Below are 19,492 nucleotides of genomic sequence, written 5' to 3'. Positions count from 1 at the left end.
GTCTCCCTTCAAGGGCCGACGGTAAGTACTGTTGCCCACACCAACAACCTCCCCGACGGGTGATTGCTGGAATACACTGGAACTTGTACCATGCTCCTCATGGCCGAGTCCATAGAAAGCCTGGAGCGTCGGATTGAAGACCTGCGAACAGCGGTTCGTCGGGCCGTGATCGCGCGTGACGCCGCCCGAACGCGAGCGATGCGGGCTGAGCTACGAGACGCCGAAAGTGAGTGGGAGAAGGCGCTCGCGAATTTGGCCGACTCAGCAGAGGATCACGCCTCAGCTGCCAAGTCTGGCGTGCCGCTGGTCCCGGTGCGCGAGCAGGTGCACCATGCGCTCACCCTGCTGTCCGTGCCGGCCGCACCCAAACTGATCGCCGAAGTGCACGCCGCCTTCTATGGTGCCGGAGCTACTGGGATCGCGGCGGGCAAGCTCACCCACCTGCGCCGCGACGAAGAGCGGTCCTTCCGCACGGCGCGGCATTCCCGGCCGTACTACCTCTGCTCGGCGCTGACCGCTGAGCACCTGGCGCCGGCCCGCGGCCTGCTCGCCGTATCTACCTGGCCACTCGATCGGCGCATCATCGGGCCACTAAGCCCGCGTGTCGATTTCCTGACAGCTGCAATCAGAGTGGCGGAACGGGCGACCAGGATGTCTGAGCAAGATCCGAGCGTCGGTAGGCTCCTCTGGAGATTTGCGACCACGATTCCGGGGGCGGCCAAACCGCATGGAGGGGTAGACGCGGTCACGGTCACGGAGGCGGCTCGGGCCGAGCTCGAGGTGCACGCGGCCGCCGACCAGTTGCAGCGAACGGCTGCGGCAGAGCGTGCCCGCCGGCAGATGGACGAGGCCGAGCAGCTTTTCGGCAGCAAGCTGCACCTACTCAGGGGGACGGCATGACCAACGTCGGCCAGCGATTGGCGACGATCCGAGGTGGTGGTGCCGCGAGTCGCCACAACGCTCGAACCATCGCCGCCCTGACCACTAACCCGGGCTGCGCCCGCAGAGCGGTGCTTGACTGCGCCAGTGTCGACAAGCAGCGCCTGGCCGCCTACATCGACTACCCGGCCCGGTTCGGTCAGTCACAGTTCGCCATCACGCGCGGCAACGCCTTCGAGGCGCAGGTCAAGGCTAACGGTTGCGCCCAATTGCTGCAGTTGCTGCGAGAGCGGCTCGACCTGGAGATTCCCGAGGTCTCCTACGACGACTTGGAGTCAGTCGCCGGCCGTGAGAGCCAGGACGTCCGGTACGCCCGTTCACGCGCCCTGCTCACCCGGGCTGCGGCCCAGGCCGAAGGAGCTGGCACGCTCTTTGACCACCCGTTGCTTCGTCTCGAGGTAGCCGGCCAGCAGGCCTACCTAGAACCGGACCTGATCGCGTTCCAGCACGACGGTCAGTTCCACGTCGTGGAGATCAAGTCGTTCGCGGTCATCGATGGCCAGGCAGACTCGGGCAAGGTGGCCGGCGCCGCGATCCAGGCCGCCGTCTACGTGCTCGCCATGCGTGAGCTGCTCGGCGACGCAGGGTTCGACCCGGAAATCGTGTCGCACGATGTCGTGCTTGTCTGCCCGCGAGACTTCTCGAACCAACCGATGGCGGTGCGGATCGACGTCCGCAAGCAGCTCGCCGTACTGCGTCGGCAGCTGTCCCGGATGACCCGGATCGACGCGCTGCTGGCCAATCTGCCGGCCACCCTCACCTTCGACTTCGCGCCCGACGACAGCGGAGTGCCCACCCGTTCGCCGGCCTCGCTGGTCGCCGCGCTCGAAGCCGTCGAGGCCCGGTACTCGCCGGAGTGTCTGGCCAGCTGCGAGCTCGCGTACTTCTGTCGGCATGAGGCTCGCGGCTGCACGGCGGCGCTGGGTAAGTCCGCTCGGGAGGAGATGGGCGGCATCGAGCGGGTGGAAACGGCGTTGGCTATCGCCCGCAACCAGCTCGCGCCATCGGAGGACCAGGAGGAGGCCGCCGAGCTGCTCCGCGCCGCCGCGCGGTTGCGGGCTGAGTTGATCAGCGGGGTGGCCGGATGAGCACGCTGACCAGCCTGGCGCGGGCCGAGGCCGTGATCGAGGGAATCGCCCAGCGAACCACCACCGTGCGCCACCTGCACGTCGCCGATCGACCGCTGGTCTTCATCCCGCTCACCATGGCGGGCGAGGCCAACGCGCCGCTTGCCGCGATGGTTGGCGATGACCGGAACGATCCGACGCTGCTGATCGTGCCGCAGCCCCGGAACCGTGACCAGCGGTTCGCGTTCGCCGCCGAGCTGGCTGGGGTCGTCGTTCCCTACGTCCACAGCTTCTACAGCGATGTGGAAGCGGTGCCGACGAACAGGGGCAAGGACACTCGCCACCGGTACGCCGACGCGCCACAGCTGCTCGTCCCCAACCCTGGTGGGGTGGGCTTTACCCGGCTCTTCGGCCGGTCCACCCGGTTCCGCCGCACCGACGGCGACTACCCGGTGGATCCGTCGGTGCCGCTGCTCGGGCGGTGGCTGACGTACTTCTTCGAGCGTGCCGAGCACCCGGGGTCCTCGACGCTTCTGGCGATGACTCAGTCGCTCTCCACGCACTGGGCCACCGGTCAGAGCCCGATCGAGGACGCCCAACTGGCCGCGCTCCTGGCCTGGATCACGCCCCCGCCGGGCATGACCGGCGCCGAAGCGGCCGCCGCGGCCGAGGATCCCGTGACCTGGCCGCCAGCCGGTCCGGCCACCGACCCGACCTTCGACAACGAGGTGCTGGCTCCGGCCATGGCCGCGTACGACCGGGCGGTAGCCGCGGACTCGCAGGTGGCTCGGCGTCGCGACGAGCTGGAAGACATCCTGCGTTCGCAGCTTGAGCCGACCTGGCGGCAGATGTGGCAGGCAATCTCGCTGCTGCGGGAGTTGCCCGCCGGAGCGCACGTGCCCAGCCGTTGGGCGGAAGACCGGGATGCCTTCACCAACTTCACTGCGTACCTTGACGACGGCGGGTTCCCGCAGCCTCGCCGCGACGGAGCGGTTGTCGCGGCCCGAAAGCTGCACCGCATGGAGCGAGCGCTGACCTCGTACGACGTGCAGCGCGCCTACGATGATCCGATGGTGATGGCCGACTACCGGCTCACCGGTGAGGCGTTCGTGGGCGAGGTGACGACCGCCCACCCGACGCGGATTGACGATAGCGGGAAGCGGCGGGCGTTGCGGCCATGGATCGCGGTTTCCACCGCCGACCCAGTGTTGGTCACGCGGGGCACGACGTTGTTCTCACCCGAGCAGCCCAGTGGGCAGAAGGCCCGGGTGATGTCGGTGGCACAGAAGGACGATGGAACGACGGCGGTCGTGCTGGAGCTGACCGGCGGGATGGGCCGCTCGCTTACCCCGGCCCCCGGCACTGTGCCGGAGGTGGGAAAGCGGATTTGCTACACCACACTTACCGACTCCTTCATGCCGCCGGGCGCCTTCCCGTCTCGGGAGGAGACGCCGTGGACCCACGGCGGCCCGCCGTCGCCGTACGAAGACAGTGCACCAACCGCCGATGACGCCCGCGAGGAGTGGTCGTGATGTTCGGCCCGCAGCACCGTTAGTCAACGATCAACCGTTCAGATCCGTGGGGGAGCTGAGTTGAGCAAGTTGGGCACCATCCTCGACCAGATTGACTCTGGCACCGTGCTGTTGCCCGAGTTCCAGCGCGGCTACGTGTGGAACCGGGATCAGGTACGCGGCCTGATGCGTTCGCTCTACCTCGGCTTCCCCGTAGGCGGGCTGCTGGTGTGGGAGACGGAAGCCGACCACGGCTCTGTGCGGGGAAGCACCCACGTCGGCGGCGGCGTAAAGCTGTTGCTCCTCGACGGGCAGCAGCGGATCACCTCCCTCTACGGGGTGGTCCGCGGCAAGCCGCCGGCGTTCTTCGAGGGTGACCCCGCAGCCTTCACCGGCCTGCGGTTCAACGTCGAAGAGGAGACCTTCGAGTTCTACGCGCCGGCAAAGATGAAGGACGATCCGACCTGGGTCGATGTCACTGAGCTTTTCGTCGATGGCATCGAACCGCAGATCGGCAACCTCACGTCGCACCCGGACACCATGCCGCACTTCGCGACGTACATGGGTCGGCTCATCCGGCTGCGCAACATCCTCGAGCGAGAGTTCCACCAAGAGAAGATCACCGGCGCGGACATGGGTGTCGAGGTCGTCGTCGACATCTTCAACAGAGTCAACTCGGGCGGCACGAAGCTCTCCAAGGGCGACCTTGCCCTCGCCAAGATCTGTGCCGACTGGCCCGAGGCCCGCTCGACGATGCGCAAGCACCTGGGCACTTGGTCGACCGCCGGGTTCCAGTTCAGCCTTGACTGGCTGCTGCGGAACGTGAACGCGGTGGCGACGGGCCGGGCCCAGTTCGAGTTCCTGGAGGGGGTCGGCTCGGCTGAGTTCGCGCAGGCGCTGACGTCGAGCGAGCGCTACCTCAGCGGCTTCCTCGATGTGGTCTCGGGTCGGCTCGGTCTGGACCACGACCGGGTGCTGATGGGTCGCTACGCCTTCCCGGTGGTTTCCCGCTTCCTGCACCTCAACGGCGGCACGTTCGCCGACGCCACCCAGCGCGACCGGATGCTCTTCTGGTACATCCACGCCGCGCTGTGGGGCCGCTTCGCCGGCTCCACCGAGACGATCCTGACCCAGGATTACGACACGGTCGCCCGCAGCGGCGTCGACGGCTTGATCACCAGCTTGGCCCGTTGGCGCGGCGGCAACCTGGTGATCGATGGGCAGGACTTCGAGGGCTTCGGCCGCGGCTCCCGTTTCTACCCGCTGCTCTACCTGCTCACCCGGGTGTTGGCCGCCCGCGACTTCGGCTCCGGCCTAGAGCTCAAGAGCGAGATGCTGGGCTACCTCACCTCGCTGCAGGTGCACCACATCTTCCCCAAGGCGCTGCTCTACAAGCACGGCTACGGCCGATCCGACGTCAACGCCGTCGCCAACTTTTCCTTCCTGACCCAGCAGACCAACCTCGCCATCGGGAAGCGGCCGCCGGAGGACTACTTCGCCGAGACCCAGGAGAAGCACCCTGGTGCGCTCGAATCTCAGTGGATCCCGACGGACCCGCAGCTCTGGCGGCCCGACCGCTACCTGGATTTCCTCGCTGCCCGCCGGGAGCTGCTGGCCAACGCCGCCAACGGTTTCCTCGCCGGTCTCCGAGACGGCACGAAGCCGGCCGCCGAGCCGCTGCGGCCGGTGGTCGTGGTCACCGAGGAGGAGGTCGACGACGTCCGCGCGGGGCAGGTGAAGGCCCTCGTGGAGGAGCTCGTCGGCGCTGGCTGTGCTGAGCCGGCGCTGGACAGTGAGATTGCCGATCCGGCCACCGGTCGGTCGCTGGGCATCGCCGAGGCGTACTGGCCGGACGGGTTGCAGCCGGGGCTGGGTAACCCGGTCGTGTTGGAGCTGGACACCAACCCGGAGCTGGCTCGGATGGAGGAGCTCGGCTACGAGGTCTTCACCTCGGTGGACGCCCTTCGTGGTTACGTGGCCCGGCGCAACGAACAGGCAGCGGGACTCAGCGACGCCGACGGTGAGGTTCTCGGTGAGGAGCCGGAAACCGAAGCCGCTGCGGCTCTCGTGCCGACCCAGCCCGGCGGCGACCAGGGGACGGCCCCAGACTTCGAGCGGGCGATGCGCGGGGTGTACGAGGCGGCGCGGCGCGAGGCTGGCTACAACGCCACCTACTTCCTCGGGATGATCGCCGAGCACGGTGGACTCGCCACCGCCAGAAAGCTGCTGGCCAGCCCGGTCGTTTCCGACGGGTTCGCGGCGCTGTGGGAGCGCGGGCGACTTGACCTCACGGTGGAGGCCCTGGTGGTCAAGGACGAGTACGAGTCGCTCTTCACCCCGGACGAGCTCGACATCGCCCGCCACCGGCTGCGGCAGTTCGACTTCGACACCGCGACGCGGCGGTGACCACCATGACCACTCTGCTCCTGCCGGACGCGCCGGCGGACCCGCCGTCGGTCCAGGCCGAGCGCGTCATCACCGAGGTACTGGCCGACCTGCGCTCCGGCCTGCACCAGGGCGTCGTGGTCGACTCCCCGCCCGGGGCCGGCAAGTCGACCCTCGTCGTCCGCGCCGCCGATGAGCTGGCCCGCGCCGGTGAGTCGCTGATCGTGATCGCGCAGACAAACGAGCAGGTCGACGACCTGATCGACCGTCTGGCGCAGAAGGCACCCGACCTGCACATCGGGCGGCTCTCGGCGACCGACTACGTGGCGACCGACCGGATCAAGCAGTACGCCACGGTCCGGGTCGCCGCGAAGGTCGCCGACCTCGGTGGTCCGTCCGTCATCATCGGTACGGCCGCGAAGTGGGCCATGGTGTCCGAGGGGCGCTGGTCGTGGGCCATCGTCGACGAGGCATACCAGATGCGTTCTGACGCACTGCTGCGCGTGGCAGGCCGGTTCGAGCGGGCCCTGTTCGTCGGTGATCCGGGCCAGCTCGACCCGTTCTCCACCGTCGAGACCGAGCGGTGGACGGGGCTGACCTGGGACCCGATGCAGTCCGCGGTGGCCGCCCTCCTACGGCACAACCCAGACCTGCCAGTGCACCGGCTGCCGGTGTCATGGCGACTGCCTCTCTCGGCGGCGCCGGTGGTTGCTGAGGCCTTCTATCCCTTCACCGGGTTCCGGGCCGGTACAGACCCTGGCGAGCGGTCACTGTCGTTCACCACTTCTGCGTTCGGACACGGGCCGATCGACGCGGCGGTGGAAACGGCCGCAGCGACGGGGTGGGGGCTTTACGAGCTCCCGGCGCGGCACACGCTCCGTACCGATGCGGAGGCGGTCGCGGCGTGCGCAGCCCTGGCACGTCGTGTGCTGGAGCGGGGAGCGATCGCGACCTCGGAACGCGAACCGGGTGGCGCGTCCGTCACCGCGGCTCGGATCGCGATCGGCGCCGCCCACCGCGACCAGGTCGCCGCGATCCGCAATCAGCTCGGCGCGGCCGGCGAAGACGTCACCGTCGACACCGCCAACCGGCTGCAGGGCCGGGAGTATGACGTGACGATCGTGCTGCACCCGCTGTCGGGACGGCGGGACGCCAACGCGTTCCACCTGGAATCGGGGCGGCTCTGCGTGCTGACGTCACGGCATCGCCAAGCCTGCATCGTGGTGGCGCGGGCGGGGATCGCCGAACTGCTCGACGCGCATCCGTCGAGCGAGCCGGTTTACCTCAACGTGCCGGTGAAGTTCCCCGACGGCTGGGAGGCGAACCAGGCCGTGCTCGCGCACCTGGCAGGGCACCGCATCTCCGGCCACTGATCCCGCTCCAGCTAACGCTTGTTCCTGAACCAGCATCCACCAAAGGTGCCAACATGCCAGACCCTTCCACGCTCACCCCGGACCTCAGCAATCCGATCATCAACTCGCCGTATCAACCGCCGGAGCACTACTTCGAAATCGGTGAGCACGGCCCCACCGGCAATCTCCTTCCCGGTCGCCGGCCAAGCGAGTCCTTCATCCCGGTTCCGGTCAGCAAGAAGGGACGCAAGGACGCGGTTCAGCAGGCCTTCGACTTCGACGTCACCGGTGAGCGGCGCGAGTCGAACTCTTTGATCAACGACATCCGGCTTGCCGTGGAGCGCTGGCGCGCGAACAACTGGAACGGCGTCACGCCGTACACCAGGAAGCTGCTGGCCCACTGGGCGCCCGGTCCGCATCGGGACGACGCCGTACTGTTCTGCCAGCGCGAGGCGGTCGAGACCGCGATCTTCCTCGCCGAGGTCGCTGGGCGTCACGGCACGGCCGATTACCGGCGACGCCTGGAGCCGGAGAATCGGCTACACAACGACGGGCTGCCGCGGGTCGGTCTCAAGATGGCGACGGGGTCTGGCAAGACGGTGGTCATGGCAATGCTGATCGCCTGGCAGACCATCAACAAGGTGATGACGCCACGGGACACGCGCTTCGCCAAGCGCTTCCTCGTGGTGGCGCCGGGGGTGACGATCCGCGATCGCCTCGGCGTCCTCCACCCCGAACGGGACGACAACTACTACCGCGAGCGGGACCTGATTCCGTCTGACCTGTGGGAACCGCTGCTTCAAGCCCAGGTCCAGGTCGTCAACTACCACACCTTTTTGCCCCGGGATGCCAAGGAGATCCAGGGCGTCTCCAGCAACACCCGCAAGCTGCTCCGCGGTGGACGACCGGACATGCCCGATGCCTTCCGGGAGACTCCGGAGATGGTCGCCGACCGAGTGCTACGGCCCTTCGGGTCCACCGAGGGTGGCCTCGTCGTACTCAACGACGAGGCCCACCACTGCTATCAGGACAAGCTTCTGGAGCACCCCGACGACGAGGCCGACAGGGAGGACGAGGAGCGCAACCGTGAGGCCCGCGTATGGTTCCGCGGCCTCTTGGATCTGAGCCGCAAGACGAAGGTCAAGTCGGTGTTCGACCTCTCGGCGACGCCGTACTACCTGAAGGGCTCCGGCTACAACGAGGGCTACATCTTCCCCTGGGTCGTCAGCGACTTCTCGCTGATGGACGCCATCGAATCGGGCATCGTCAAGATTCCGCGAGTACCCGTCGACGACGACGCAGCCACCCGGCAGCCGGTGTACCTCAACCTCTGGGACAACATCAAGCCACCGCTGCCCAAGCGTCGGAGCAACAAGGGCGCAGATTTCGGGCCGCAGGGCTGGATCATGCCGGAGACACTGGAAGGGGCCCTCCGCAGCCTCTACCGGAGCTACGAACAAAACCATCAACGGTACGAGGAGACCCTGGCCGCGGCTGGCGAACCGCCGCCCGTGCTGATCGTGGTGTGCCCCAACACGATCGTCTCCAAGTGGGTCTTCGACTGGATCGCGGGCCGCGAGGTCGAGCACCCCGACGGATCGACTCGCCTCGCCGCGGGAAATCTGCCGCTGCTCAGCAATGTCGATGACGGCGTATGGACACCCCGTCAGCGGACGATCCTGGTCGACTCCGTTGCGCTGGAATCCGGTGCCCCGCTCGGTCCGGAGTTCCGCAAGGACGCCGCTCGCGAGATCGAGGCGTTCAAGCAGGCCTACCGCCTGCGCAACCCCGGCGCCGACGTCGACTCCCTCACCGACGGCGACCTGCTGCGCGAGGCGATGAACACCATCGGCAAGAAGGGCAAGCTGGGAGAGAACATCCGCTGCGTCGTGTCTGTCGCGATGCTGACGGAAGGCTGGGACGCCAACACCGTCACCCACATCCTCGGCGTACGCCCCTTCCGCAGCCAACTGCTCTGCGAGCAGGTGGTCGGGCGCGGACTCCGCCGGCGCAGCTACGCGGTGAACGCTGAGGGGCGCTTCGAGCCGGAGTACGCGGAGGTGTACGGCGTCCCGTTCGCATTCATCCCTAGCGACCGGGCCATGCCGAAGCCAAAGTTGACCCGGCCGGCGGTCGAGGTCCGCGCGCTGCCCGAACGGTCGCATCTGGCGATTCGCTTCCCGAAGCTGGACGGGTACCGCGTCGAGCTGCCCGACGAGACTCTGCACGCCGACTTCACGACCGAGTCCCGCCTACACCTCGACCAGCGCGAGGTCGCCCTGTGGGTACAGAACCAGGGCGTGGTGGGCGCCGCCAGTGACATCGACCTGGAAGACATCCGTCTCGCGCGTTCCCAGCGCATCGCCTATTCGATCGCCAAGCGACTGATCGAAGAGGAGCGGTACTTTGCAGCGCACGCGGGCGTGGAGCGGCCCTGGCTGTTCCCCCAACTGATCGACATCTGCAAACAGTGGTTGGAGCACTGGGTCACGACCGACCCCGAGGTAACGAAGGGGCACCTGCTGCTGACACAGGCGCGCGCCCGAGCCGCGGAGAAGGTCTACTCCTCGATCATCCGGCTGCAGGACAACCGCAACGCAGTACTTATGCCGGTCGTCCGACGCATGGACAGTGAGGGGTCCACGGACGACGTCCGCTACCTGACCCGCAAGGCAGTCATGGATCCTCCGCCGGAAAAGTCGCACCTCAACCACGTCGTCTTGGATGGGGTGCGGGGCAACACCTGGGAGGAAGCCCTCGCCGACATGCTCGAGCGCGACAAGCGGGTCTACTCGTACGTCAAGAACGAGCGACTCGGCTTCACCATCCCCTACGTGTTCGAAGGCCGTAGCCACGAGTACGTGCCGGACTTCCTTGTCCGGCTCGTAACGGAGCCGGGCGACGTCGAGCGCACGCTCATCGTCGAGGTGTCCGGCGGCCGGAAGTCCCCCGGCCCTACGTGGGCCAAGGCCGACACAGCCCGGAACCAGTGGTGCGCCGCCGTCAACAACGCTGGCGAGTTTGGTCGCTGGGGTTACATCGAGGTCGGCAACCCCTTCGACGCGCACGCTGTGCTCCACACCGCCATCGAGAACCTGTACGCCGACCGGCCGATCATCGGCCTGCCCGCCTGATCCTGCGAAGGGAACCCGCACCTATGCCACCGCGGAAGAAGGCCACCACCAGGCCGACCCCCGTCGACGCCATCACCTACAACGACAAGCGGACGAACCTGCCGACCGCCGACGCACACGATTTTGTGGATCCCGAAATCGAAAGCCCGTTCGTCTTCAAGTACCCGCGACCGCTCTACAGCCCTCAACTCGTGTGGCGCGGCAAGGAGGAACAGGACCTTGCGGAGCACCTCGAGGGCAACGCTCCTCCGATCTACATCCAGGAAAAGATCGATCCGCGGGTGCTCATCGAGAACCTCCGCCAGACGTCAGCACGACCTGAGGAAGAGCCTGAGCTGACCCTGTTCGACGCCTTCGACGGCTTGCCCGAACTCGATCTGGTCGACTTCTACCAGCACGAGGCGAACTGGTCGAACCGCATGATCTTGGGCGACTCGCTGAACGTCATGGCGAGCCTCGCGGAGCGGGAGCGCCTCCGCGGCAAGGTCCAGATGATCTACCTCGACCCGCCGTATGGCATCAAGTTCGGCAGCAACTGGCAGGTGTCGGCCCGCAAGCGTGATGTCAAGGACGGCAAACTCGAGGACGCCACCCGCGAGGTCGAGCAGATTAAGGCCTTCCGGGATACGTGGGAGTACGGAATTAACTCGTACCTCACCTATCTGCGAGACCGGCTGACTGCCGCCAGGGAATTGCTGACCGAGAGCGGATCGGTTTTTGTCCAGATCGGCGACGAAAACGTGCACCTGGTTCGTAGTCTTTTGGACGAGGTTTGCGGCAGCGAAAATTTCATTTCGCAGATCACATTCAAGACAACCAGTGGGGCGACTAGCGAGTTTATCGGGGGTACCACCGACTACCTCCTTTGGTACGCCAAGGACCGGCGGGTCGCGAAATTCAGGCCACTCTATCGACCGCGCCACATCGGCGAGGGCGGCGACGAGACGTATTCCCTTCTCGAGCGTTCAGACGGCACCCGAGTCCGACTCCGCCGAACGGAATTGACCTCTTATCGTCCCGAGGATGGCCGCCTCTACCGCCTGCAGCTTCTTACCTCACAGAGCCAGGGTCGCGCTAAGGGGGAGGGCGCAGCCTCATGGTTCCCTGTACAAATTGATGGCCGGACGTTCCGTCCATCTATGCAGGCTCGATGGAAGACAAACGAGGTCGGGATGGCGAGGCTTATTGCCGCTCGCCGCGTAGAACCGTCCGGCAACAACATCAACTACGTTCGCTTCCACGACGATTTCCCTGCCATTCCCCTGAACAACCTATGGGATGACACCCAGTCCGGTTCGGCGATGAATAAGGTCTACGTCGTTCAGACCAACTCGAGGGTCATTGAACGCTGCATGTTGATGTGCACGGATCCGGGTGACCTCGTATTGGACCCGACCTGCGGCTCGGGCACTACGGCCTTCGTCGCAGAACAATGGGGACGGCGATGGATCACGGTAGACACCTCGAGGGTGGCGCTCGCGTTGGCCAGGCAACGGCTAATGGGAGGGCGCTTCCCGTGGTACCTGCTGGCCGACTCGGTAGAGGGAAGGGCCAAGGAGAGCGAGCTTTCGAGTACCCCATTGCCCCCTGCCGCGACAACCGGCGACATTCGGCATGGTTTTGTTAACGAGCGCGTGCAGCATATCACGCTTAAGTCAATCGCAAATAATCCGGACATCCGCGAGGGGATGAGCCGGGCCGAGATCGACGCGACGATAAAGCGGCATGCCGAATACGAGCTGCTCTACGACAGGCCGCACGAGGACAAAAGGAAAGTCCGAGTCGCCGGACCCTTCACGGTCGAAAGCCTCTCACCTCACCGGTCGCTCGCCTTCGCGGGGAGCGCAGTGGACGATCCGGAAGCAACCAGCTTGAACGAAGAGGGCGCCTTCGACGGTAGCGCCGAGTTCGAGCAGACGGTTATCGCCAACCTCCGCGCCGCCGGAATTCAAAACGGCCGAAAGAACGAGCGTCTGACCTTCGACTCCGTCGAGCCTTACGCGTCGCCGTACATCCAGGCCGTGGCCGTCCGCGAAGACGCGACCGACGGCACACCCAAGCGGGTCGGCATCACCGTCGGTCCGCAGTATGGGACAGTCGGCCCAACCTTCATCAAGGATGCTGCCCGGGAGGCTAACCGCACACGGGACGTTGATCTGCTCTGCGTCCTGGCCTTCGCCTTCGACCCAGCTGTGCTGGGTACTGCTGACGACGATTACGTGACCTCCGAGGAGGGCTTCGCTAATGTCGCTGCAGAACGGCGGCTCGGTCGGGTACCGGTCCTGCTGGTGCGGATGAACACCGACTTGGTCATGGGCGAGGAGCTCAAGAAGACCGGAGCCGGCAACCTGTTCACCGTCTTCGGTGAGCCGGACATCGAGGTCAAGCGGGAGGACGACGAGCTACGGGTGCTGCTGCACGGGGTCGACGTCTACGATCCGAACACCGGCGAGCTGCGCAGCAACGACACCGACCAGATCGCACTGTGGATGATCGACACGGCTTACAACGGCGAGTCGTTCTTCGTCCGCCACTGCTACTTCACTGGTGGACAGGACCCGTACAAGCGGTTGAAGGCGGCGCTCAAGGCGGACATCGATCGGGACGCCTGGGACAGCCTCTACGGCACCGAGTCACGGCCGTTTGCCCGGCCGGACACGGGCAAGATCGCGGTCAAGGTGATCAACGACTACGGCGACGAGGTGATGAAGGTCTTCACTGTCTAACAGGCGTACTCACTTGGCGGATCCGCAGATGGTCCGTACCTCGCAGCGGCGGCAACGGGGACCGGGGTTGGGCTTGTAGTCGCGCGCCTTGACGCGCGCGGCGGCCTCGGTCACCGCTGCCTCTGCCCGCTGCACGGCCTCCGCATCTACGAGGACTGGAAGGCGAGCGGAAGCCTTGAGGTCATGAACGTACGCCGCACGCACGTCGAGGCCTTCTCGTCGTGCAGCATCGGCATAGATTTGAAGCTGCAATGCATGCTCAGATTCGCCCGCCGAGACGGAGGTCTTGTAGTCAACGATCGCGAGGGCGTTCGTTATGCCGCCTTCCTTGTCAAGGATCACGTCGGCTCTGCCAGCGACGGTGACGCCATCGAGGTGCAGCTCGAAGGGACGCTCCGTCTCCCAAACCCGGTACAGGTCAGCTTCGTGATTCGTCGAGTACGCCAAGACAAGCCGGCGTGCGGCGTCCCGAAGCTGGCGGTGTGCGGCTTTGTTAGCGGTGGGCAGGAAGAAGCTTGCATTCAGGATCTCGTCGATCTGAGTCACGGTTGGCACCCGGCCGCTGGCCTTTGTGGCCTCAGCAACTGCGCGCATGACGTGGTGTACGGCCTTGCCGTAACCAAGCTCGGTAGCGAGGCGCGGCTGGAAGCCGATCAGCTCCCGTAGCCGGAACGCCTGACCGCAGTCCATGAACGCGGCCAGCTGGCTGTAGGTCATCGAGATCGGCTCGTCGCTGCCGTGTCCGATGCTCTCGATGGGCGGGAAGGCGACGTTCTCCGGCTTTACCTCAACCTGCCCGATCTCCTGGTGGTACGGGCTGCGCCCCACCCGCCGCGTCGTAACCCGCTCATGGCGCGAGATCGAAAGCCAATCTCGTGCGCGGGTCATCGCGACGTAGAAGAGACGCCGCTCGTCAGCGTCCGAGCCCTCGTAGCGCACGGCGTCGAATTGATCACGAGGAACAAGCCACGGCTGGGGCTGTCCCGTCCGGCTGGAGGGGAACCGGCTGGCGGTCATCGACGGTACGAACACCACCGGCCACTCCAGGCCCTTAGCTCGATGCACCGTCGTCAGATCGACGGCGTCCAGGGCGAAGTCCGCCTCCCCGTCGAAGCCTTCGTAGGCGCCCTGGGCGTAGTTGACGATGTGCAGCGCAAGGTTCCGGTAGTACCACATGCCGCGGTCTTGGCCACCGACCTGCTCGGTGGGTGCGTCGGCGTCGGGCCGGGCGCGGCGCCTAACCGATTCGTAGTCGGCGAGCAGGGACGTGAAGCGGGCCAGTGTGCCGAGGCGGTTGATGGTCACCTCCTCGGTGAGGTCCCAGCCTCGAACCTGCAGCTCGAGGAACAGCTCGTACAGCTCGCCGACCAGGTTCGCGGTGCGGTTTGTCCGCGGTACGGCGGCCTTCCATTCCCGCAGGAGTCGAACAACCTGACGCCGCCCAGGCCCCGACAGGTTGAAGACCCGCTCGTACTCGTCGAACAGGTCCACGTCTCCGACCGGTTGGCCCGTGCCGAAGACGCCACGCCACTCAGTGTCGGCGAGCCAGGCGAAGGTACGGCCGAGAACCCTCGCCTCCGGCTGATCGAAGAGCCCGGATCGGCCTCCGGGTTGCACCGGGATGCCGAAGGTGGCGAACTGCTCCACCAAGCGTGGGTACGCGGCCCTGCTTCTGACGAGCACAGCGATGTCTCGCAGCGGCACACCGTCGTCTACCAAGTCGAGGATGTAGCTGACGATCCAGCCGGCCTCTTCGGTCTCCGTTTCAGCCGTCCACACCGCAACCTCCGACTGCGGGCTGTCGGCGGAGGGTCGGTGGGGCAACATTTGCTTGTCAATGCGTTCGGGGATTGTCTCGGCGAAGCGGTTGGCCACGCCGATAATCTGAGGACGGCTGCGCCGGTTAGCAGTGATCTCGAAAGTTGCCACGTCGGGGTAACGCTGCGGAAACGTCACGATGTTGGAAACGTCGGAACCTCGCCACTGGTAGATGGCCTGCTGGTCGTCACCGACGACGCACAGTTCCACCTCCGGGCCGGTCAGCAACTCGATAAGCCGTTCCTGCGCCGGGTTGACGTCCTGGTACTCATCGACGATCAGGTGGCGCAGCGTCGTATGGATCTCGGCTGCAAACGCCGGGCGCTCCAGTTCCCGCACGGCGCGAACGACCTGCTGGCCGTAGGTCAGCAGCCGGTAGCGGTCGAGGGTCTCGTAGTAGTTGTGGAGGACAGACTTGACCGGGTCGGGCAAAGGACCAGTGTCGAGCAGCTCGTTCTCGACCACGTCGACCGCCTTGAGGAACGCCGCGATCGACGCGAAGAGTCGGTTCCCGGGATCGAGCTGACGCAGCTCGAGTCGGTTCGCCTCTCGGGAGAGAAAGGCGGTGAGCTGGTTGTCATCAAGCACGTCGTACGTCTCGTATCGAGGCACTCGCTGTTGCAGGAGGCGGAAGCAGAAGGCGTGGATCGTGCCGACGAACAGACCGTTCAACCGGTCGAGAGCTGCCTTTCCCAGGCGTCCTTCGACTCGCTGGACGATCCGGTTCTTGAGCTCCTCTGCCGCCCGAGCTGTGAAGGTAAACGCGACGATCGCTTCTGGAGCCACGCCCTCGGCCAAGAGGTCCACGACTCGCTGAGACACAACCTCGGTCTTTCCTGCGCCCGCAGAGGCGATGATCTGGAGGTGACTGCCTCGGTGGCGCACCGCTTCCAAGGCTGAACCCGTCAGCTGTGGAAGTCCGTTTCCAGCTCGCTCTGACACGACGTCTCCTGTCCGATGGCTGGCTACGCGTAGCCAGCGCCGAGGTACACAGGGACTACAGGTAGGGATGCCGTGTGGCCTTGGGATCGTCAGAACAGAGCGATCGAATCCTGTGGCCCAACTTGCGGGCTCCGCCGGGCTGCGAGCGAAGATGTCGATGGGGCTGAGCATCAGATTTCACATGGTTCAGACGCGTCGTTGGCCAGAGCAATCGCGCGCCGTCAGCCATCAGTCCCACCGCCTTCATCCCGTACTCGCCAGCGGTAGCGAGATCACCGGCCAGGATACTCGCCATAGCAACCGACATCGTTTCGAAGATGAAGGACCGACCATCCTGCGGGCGGCGTAGCCCAGCCGCCTGGTGGAAGTGCTCGCCGGCGCCGCTCACGGCGGTGCGGATTGTGCTCCGCACCGCCGAGAGCAGGTAGTTCAGCTCGATGGTGGGGAAAGGTCAGCCGGCAGGAGCTTAGCGCTCGATTGAAAATCGTCTCTGCGTGCCGCCATGGGGTGTGGTTGGCCGGTCATGGCGGACAGGGCCTTAGCGACGTCGTGCAGATCGGCCTTGATGTAGGTGATGGTCGAGGATCCAGGACTGTCGGTGTGTCCGGCGTACGCGCGGGCGATGCCGTAGCCAAAGTGCCGTTCCACCCAGGTCAGCGTGGTATGGCGCAGCCAGTGGGCCGAGATGCCGTGCACGGCCACCCAGGGCAGGCGCTCACCCAAGCGTTTCCACAGGTGGTCGTAGCGGCGGCTGGTGATTGGCTGCCCGTTGCGCGCGCGCAGAAGCGGATCGGTCGGCAGGACCGCGCCGCGAGCATCGGCGTGCTCCCCCAGGTGTCCGGCGAGTTCGAGGGTGATGGGCTGCCAGCGGACAGTGGATCCTTTCTCGGTGAGGCGGACGAGTCCGTTGGTCCTGTCGAGATCGACCAGCCGTAGGGCCAGGGCGCCACCACGGCGGCACGCGGTCTCGGTGTGCAGTCGCAGGATCAGCGCGTCGAGGATGACGTCGTTCCCGCTGGTGCGCGCCATCGCGTTGATCTCCTCCAACTCATATTCGGTCAACGCGCGGCGGGTGCCGGGTAAGCGTCGGGGTTTCGCGACAAGGTGCGCCGGGCTGGCGGCGGCGTCGATCAGCCCGTCGGCGATGGCACGTCGGTAGAACGCGCGGGCTGCGGCGATGACATGCTCACCGGCGTGCCGGCCGTTGCGGCTGTTGCGCCGCGACACGGCGCTGGCGATCATCGCCTGTTTCAGGGCCTCGACGTCGCTGGCGGCGATGGTGTCCAAGGGCCGCTCGGGCCACGCGGCGGCCATCCGGTCCCAGTAGGTGCCGTAGGTGCGGCGTGCTCCGGGCCCGGCAGCGGCGACTACACGGGGCAGGTACTCGACGACCGTCGGCAGAACGGCAGGCGTCGCGGGGTGAGCCTGCAAATCGGTCACCGTGACGCCCAGGTGAGCCAGAAATTGGTGAGCGGCAGCGACGGCTGCGCGGTCAGCGTTCATCGCCGCCTCCCGTCAGGTGAGAGTGCAGGTCGACGAGCAGGCGTACGACGGTGCCGACGGGATGCACGACGAGCAGGTCGTGCGTGACAATCGCCACGAGCAGCACAGGTTGACCGGATGCGATGCGACACATGTGCCGGGCATTCGCCGGCAACGGTAAATCACCTCGGCTGCCGACCTGGTGGCGGCCGTCGCTGGCCGAGCGGATGACGAGCATGTCGTGGCGCGGCTGAATGTCGATGCGGTGGCGCGGTGGCCAGTCCAGTGCGCGCAGAAGGTGCTGCGCGCTCACCCGGCCACAGTGCGCCGGAAGCGCCATCCACGGCAACAGAGCGGCGCCGATGATCGCCGGAGGGAGCATCTGGGCAGGTAGAGCTGGCATCGGCATCGGGCTTGAACCCGCACGCGCGGGCAGGGCAGCAGGTACGAGTGGACCAACGAGCTGTTCTTTCGGCCGGATAGGTCGTGTCATAACCGAACGATCACAGTGAGACAGTGCTCAACGAGACACAGCGTGTCCGGGACCTCCTGCCGCCCTTCGCGCCCATCCCATCGAGATGCCAACCAATCGCCTCCTTCTAAATGCTGAAATGATTCCAGCATCAAACGGAAAGCATTGTAGGATTGGCGCATGCTGTATCGGGCCCCGGCACTCACCGACGACGACAAGCGCGTGCTCGGCGAACTGGACACCATGCGGGACAACCTGCGGTATCAGATCGCCGAGCCGCACCGCTGGACAGGGCAACTCCGACGCACTCTGATCGCTCACGCTATCCAGGGCTCGAATTCGATCGAGGGCTACCAGGTGTCCCTGGACGACGCGGCCGCGGCCGTCGCCGGCGACGAACCGGTGGAGACGAACCCGCAGACCTGGGAAGTCATCACCGGCTACCGGGACGCACTGACCTACGTGCAACAACTCGCCCGCTCACGCGAGTTCACCTGGCAGCACATGCTGCTCAACGCGCTGCACTTCATGATGCTTCGGCATGACCTCACCAAGTGGCCGGGCCGATTCCGTCCAGGCGACATCCACATCGACGAGGCGCACACCGGCCGACGGGTCTACACCGGGCCGGACGCTGACGACGTTCCGTCGCTGATCTCCGAGCTGATCGACTGGCTGGCCGACGGCGAACCGGAGACCCCACTGCTCGTACGGGCCTCGATGGCTCATCTGAACCTGGTCAAAATCCATCCCTGGCGGGACGGAAACGGCCGGATGTCGCGCTGCCTGCACACCCTCGTGCTCGCCCGGGACGGTGTCCTCGCCCCGGAGTTCTCCTCGATCGAGGAGTGGCTCGGCGTCGGCCGGAACACCTACGCCTACTACGACGCGCTCGGTGAGGTCGGCGGCCCAACCTGGCAGCCTGAGAACGACACCAGCAGGTGGATCCGGTTCTGCCTCAGCGCGCACCACCAACAAGCCCAACTGGTCCGGCAACGCCTCGATCAGGCCGCGCATCTCTGGGAACTGCTCGACACCTGGGTTCGGCGCCACGGGCTACCCGAGCGGGTCATCAGCGCCCTGCACCTCGCCGCGACCGGCGGTCGAGTCCGCCGGACCCTCTATCAGCGCGACGAGAACCTCACCGACGACCAAGCAACCCGCGACCTTCGCGCCCTCGTCCGGGCGGGCATGCTCGAACAGCACGGCGAGACCCGAGGCAGGTTCTACCTCACCTCGCCGACGCTGCGCGACCTCGCCGCACCCGCGCTACGCCCCAAGGAGATCGTCGACCCGTACCGACGCTGAGGCGCAGACCCAGCACGCCCACCACCGAGAATTTGCGACGTCTGCGCGCCGAAGAGACGCCATTTTCTGTCATCGAATTGGACAGATGCGGCCAACCATAGCCCAGGCAGCCGCTTCCAAGACTTATAACATTTAGGTCTAAGTAAGCCCAAATAGGACAGTCAACCTGTCCTATTTATCGTGATTTTCCACGAAATTTGGTGTCCGAGGGGGGACTTGAACCCCCACACCCTATACGGGTACTAGCACCTCAAGCTAGCGCGTCTGCCATTCCGCCACCCGGACCTACACGTTCAGCCTACCTCGCCGACCAGATGATCTTTCATCCGGTGGTCGGCACAGCGGGCCGCACGGGG

The 19,492-nt window shown here is 66.0% G+C and carries 11 protein-coding genes and 1 tRNA gene; 8 read left to right on the top strand and 4 right to left on the bottom strand.

The window, feature by feature from the left end; genetic code table 11:
* The first annotated feature begins 99 nt into the window (after positions 1 to 99).
* Genes PSH03_RS03960 through PSH03_RS03930 form a run of 7 tightly spaced genes read left to right on the top strand, consistent with a single transcriptional unit; the run spans position 100 to position 13,114 of the window.
* The gene (locus PSH03_RS03960; protein ID WP_238688279.1) at positions 100 to 900 is read left to right on the top strand and encodes a hypothetical protein; all 801 of its coding nucleotides are present in this window, start codon (positions 100 to 102) and stop codon (positions 898 to 900) included.
* Positions 897 to 2,027 (top strand): hypothetical protein, encoded by a 1,131-nt coding sequence (locus PSH03_RS03955; RefSeq protein ID WP_238688278.1) that lies wholly within the window; start codon positions 897 to 899, stop codon positions 2,025 to 2,027. The genes PSH03_RS03960 and PSH03_RS03955 overlap by 4 nt, the downstream gene beginning before the upstream one ends.
* A complete protein-coding gene (locus PSH03_RS03950) occupies positions 2,024 to 3,538 on the top strand; it encodes a hypothetical protein (protein WP_238688277.1) in 1,515 nt (504 codons plus the stop codon). The genes PSH03_RS03955 and PSH03_RS03950 overlap by 4 nt, the downstream gene beginning before the upstream one ends.
* 60 nt (positions 3,539 to 3,598) lie before the next feature.
* The gene (locus tag PSH03_RS03945) at positions 3,599 to 5,923 is read left to right on the top strand and encodes a GmrSD restriction endonuclease domain-containing protein (protein WP_238688276.1); all 2,325 of its coding nucleotides are present in this window, start codon (positions 3,599 to 3,601) and stop codon (positions 5,921 to 5,923) included.
* A 5-nt stretch (positions 5,924 to 5,928) separates the two neighbouring features.
* Complete coding sequence (locus tag PSH03_RS03940) at positions 5,929 to 7,275, top strand: AAA domain-containing protein (protein WP_238688275.1); 1,347 nt, start codon at positions 5,929 to 5,931, stop codon at positions 7,273 to 7,275.
* A gap of 53 nt (positions 7,276 to 7,328) precedes the next feature.
* The gene (locus tag PSH03_RS03935; RefSeq protein WP_238688274.1) at positions 7,329 to 10,388 is read left to right on the top strand and encodes a BPTD_3080 family restriction endonuclease; all 3,060 of its coding nucleotides are present in this window, start codon (positions 7,329 to 7,331) and stop codon (positions 10,386 to 10,388) included.
* A gap of 23 nt (positions 10,389 to 10,411) precedes the next feature.
* Positions 10,412 to 13,114, top strand: a complete 2,703-nt coding sequence (locus PSH03_RS03930; protein ID WP_238688273.1) for a site-specific DNA-methyltransferase — start codon at positions 10,412 to 10,414, stop codon at positions 13,112 to 13,114.
* 9 nt (positions 13,115 to 13,123) lie between these two features.
* Here the strand turns inward: PSH03_RS03930 and PSH03_RS03925 are convergent, their stop codons facing one another.
* The 3 genes from PSH03_RS03925 to PSH03_RS03915 form a co-directional block, all read right to left on the bottom strand.
* Positions 13,124 to 16,045: an ATP-dependent helicase gene (locus tag PSH03_RS03925; RefSeq protein WP_238688272.1), complete on the bottom strand. Its 2,922-nt coding sequence runs from the start codon at positions 16,043 to 16,045 to the stop codon at positions 13,124 to 13,126.
* A gap of 258 nt (positions 16,046 to 16,303) precedes the next feature.
* On the bottom strand, positions 16,304 to 17,377 hold the full coding sequence (locus tag PSH03_RS03920) for a tyrosine-type recombinase/integrase (RefSeq protein WP_238688271.1): 1,074 nt from the start codon (positions 17,375 to 17,377) through the stop codon (positions 16,304 to 16,306).
* Positions 17,367 to 17,669, bottom strand: coding sequence for a hypothetical protein (locus tag PSH03_RS03915; RefSeq protein WP_238688270.1), 303 nt, complete (start codon positions 17,667 to 17,669; stop codon positions 17,367 to 17,369). The genes PSH03_RS03920 and PSH03_RS03915 overlap by 11 nt, the downstream gene beginning before the upstream one ends.
* 339 nt (positions 17,670 to 18,008) lie before the next feature.
* Between PSH03_RS03915 and PSH03_RS03910 the strand changes: the two genes are divergently transcribed.
* Entirely contained in the window at positions 18,009 to 19,136 is a 1,128-nt protein-coding gene (locus tag PSH03_RS03910; RefSeq protein ID WP_238688269.1) for a Fic family protein, read from the top strand.
* Between the two features lie 198 nt (positions 19,137 to 19,334).
* Here the strand turns inward: PSH03_RS03910 and PSH03_RS03905 are convergent.
* Positions 19,335 to 19,421, bottom strand: a tRNA-Leu gene (locus PSH03_RS03905).
* Positions 19,422 to 19,492 lie beyond the last annotated feature (71 nt).

Source organism: Micromonospora salmantinae (assembly GCF_022230905.1).
Lineage (GTDB): Bacteria > Actinomycetota > Actinomycetes > Mycobacteriales > Micromonosporaceae > Micromonospora > Micromonospora salmantinae.
Note: the sequence above shows the minus strand (reverse complement) of the source record. Positions and strands in the feature narration are given on the sequence as shown.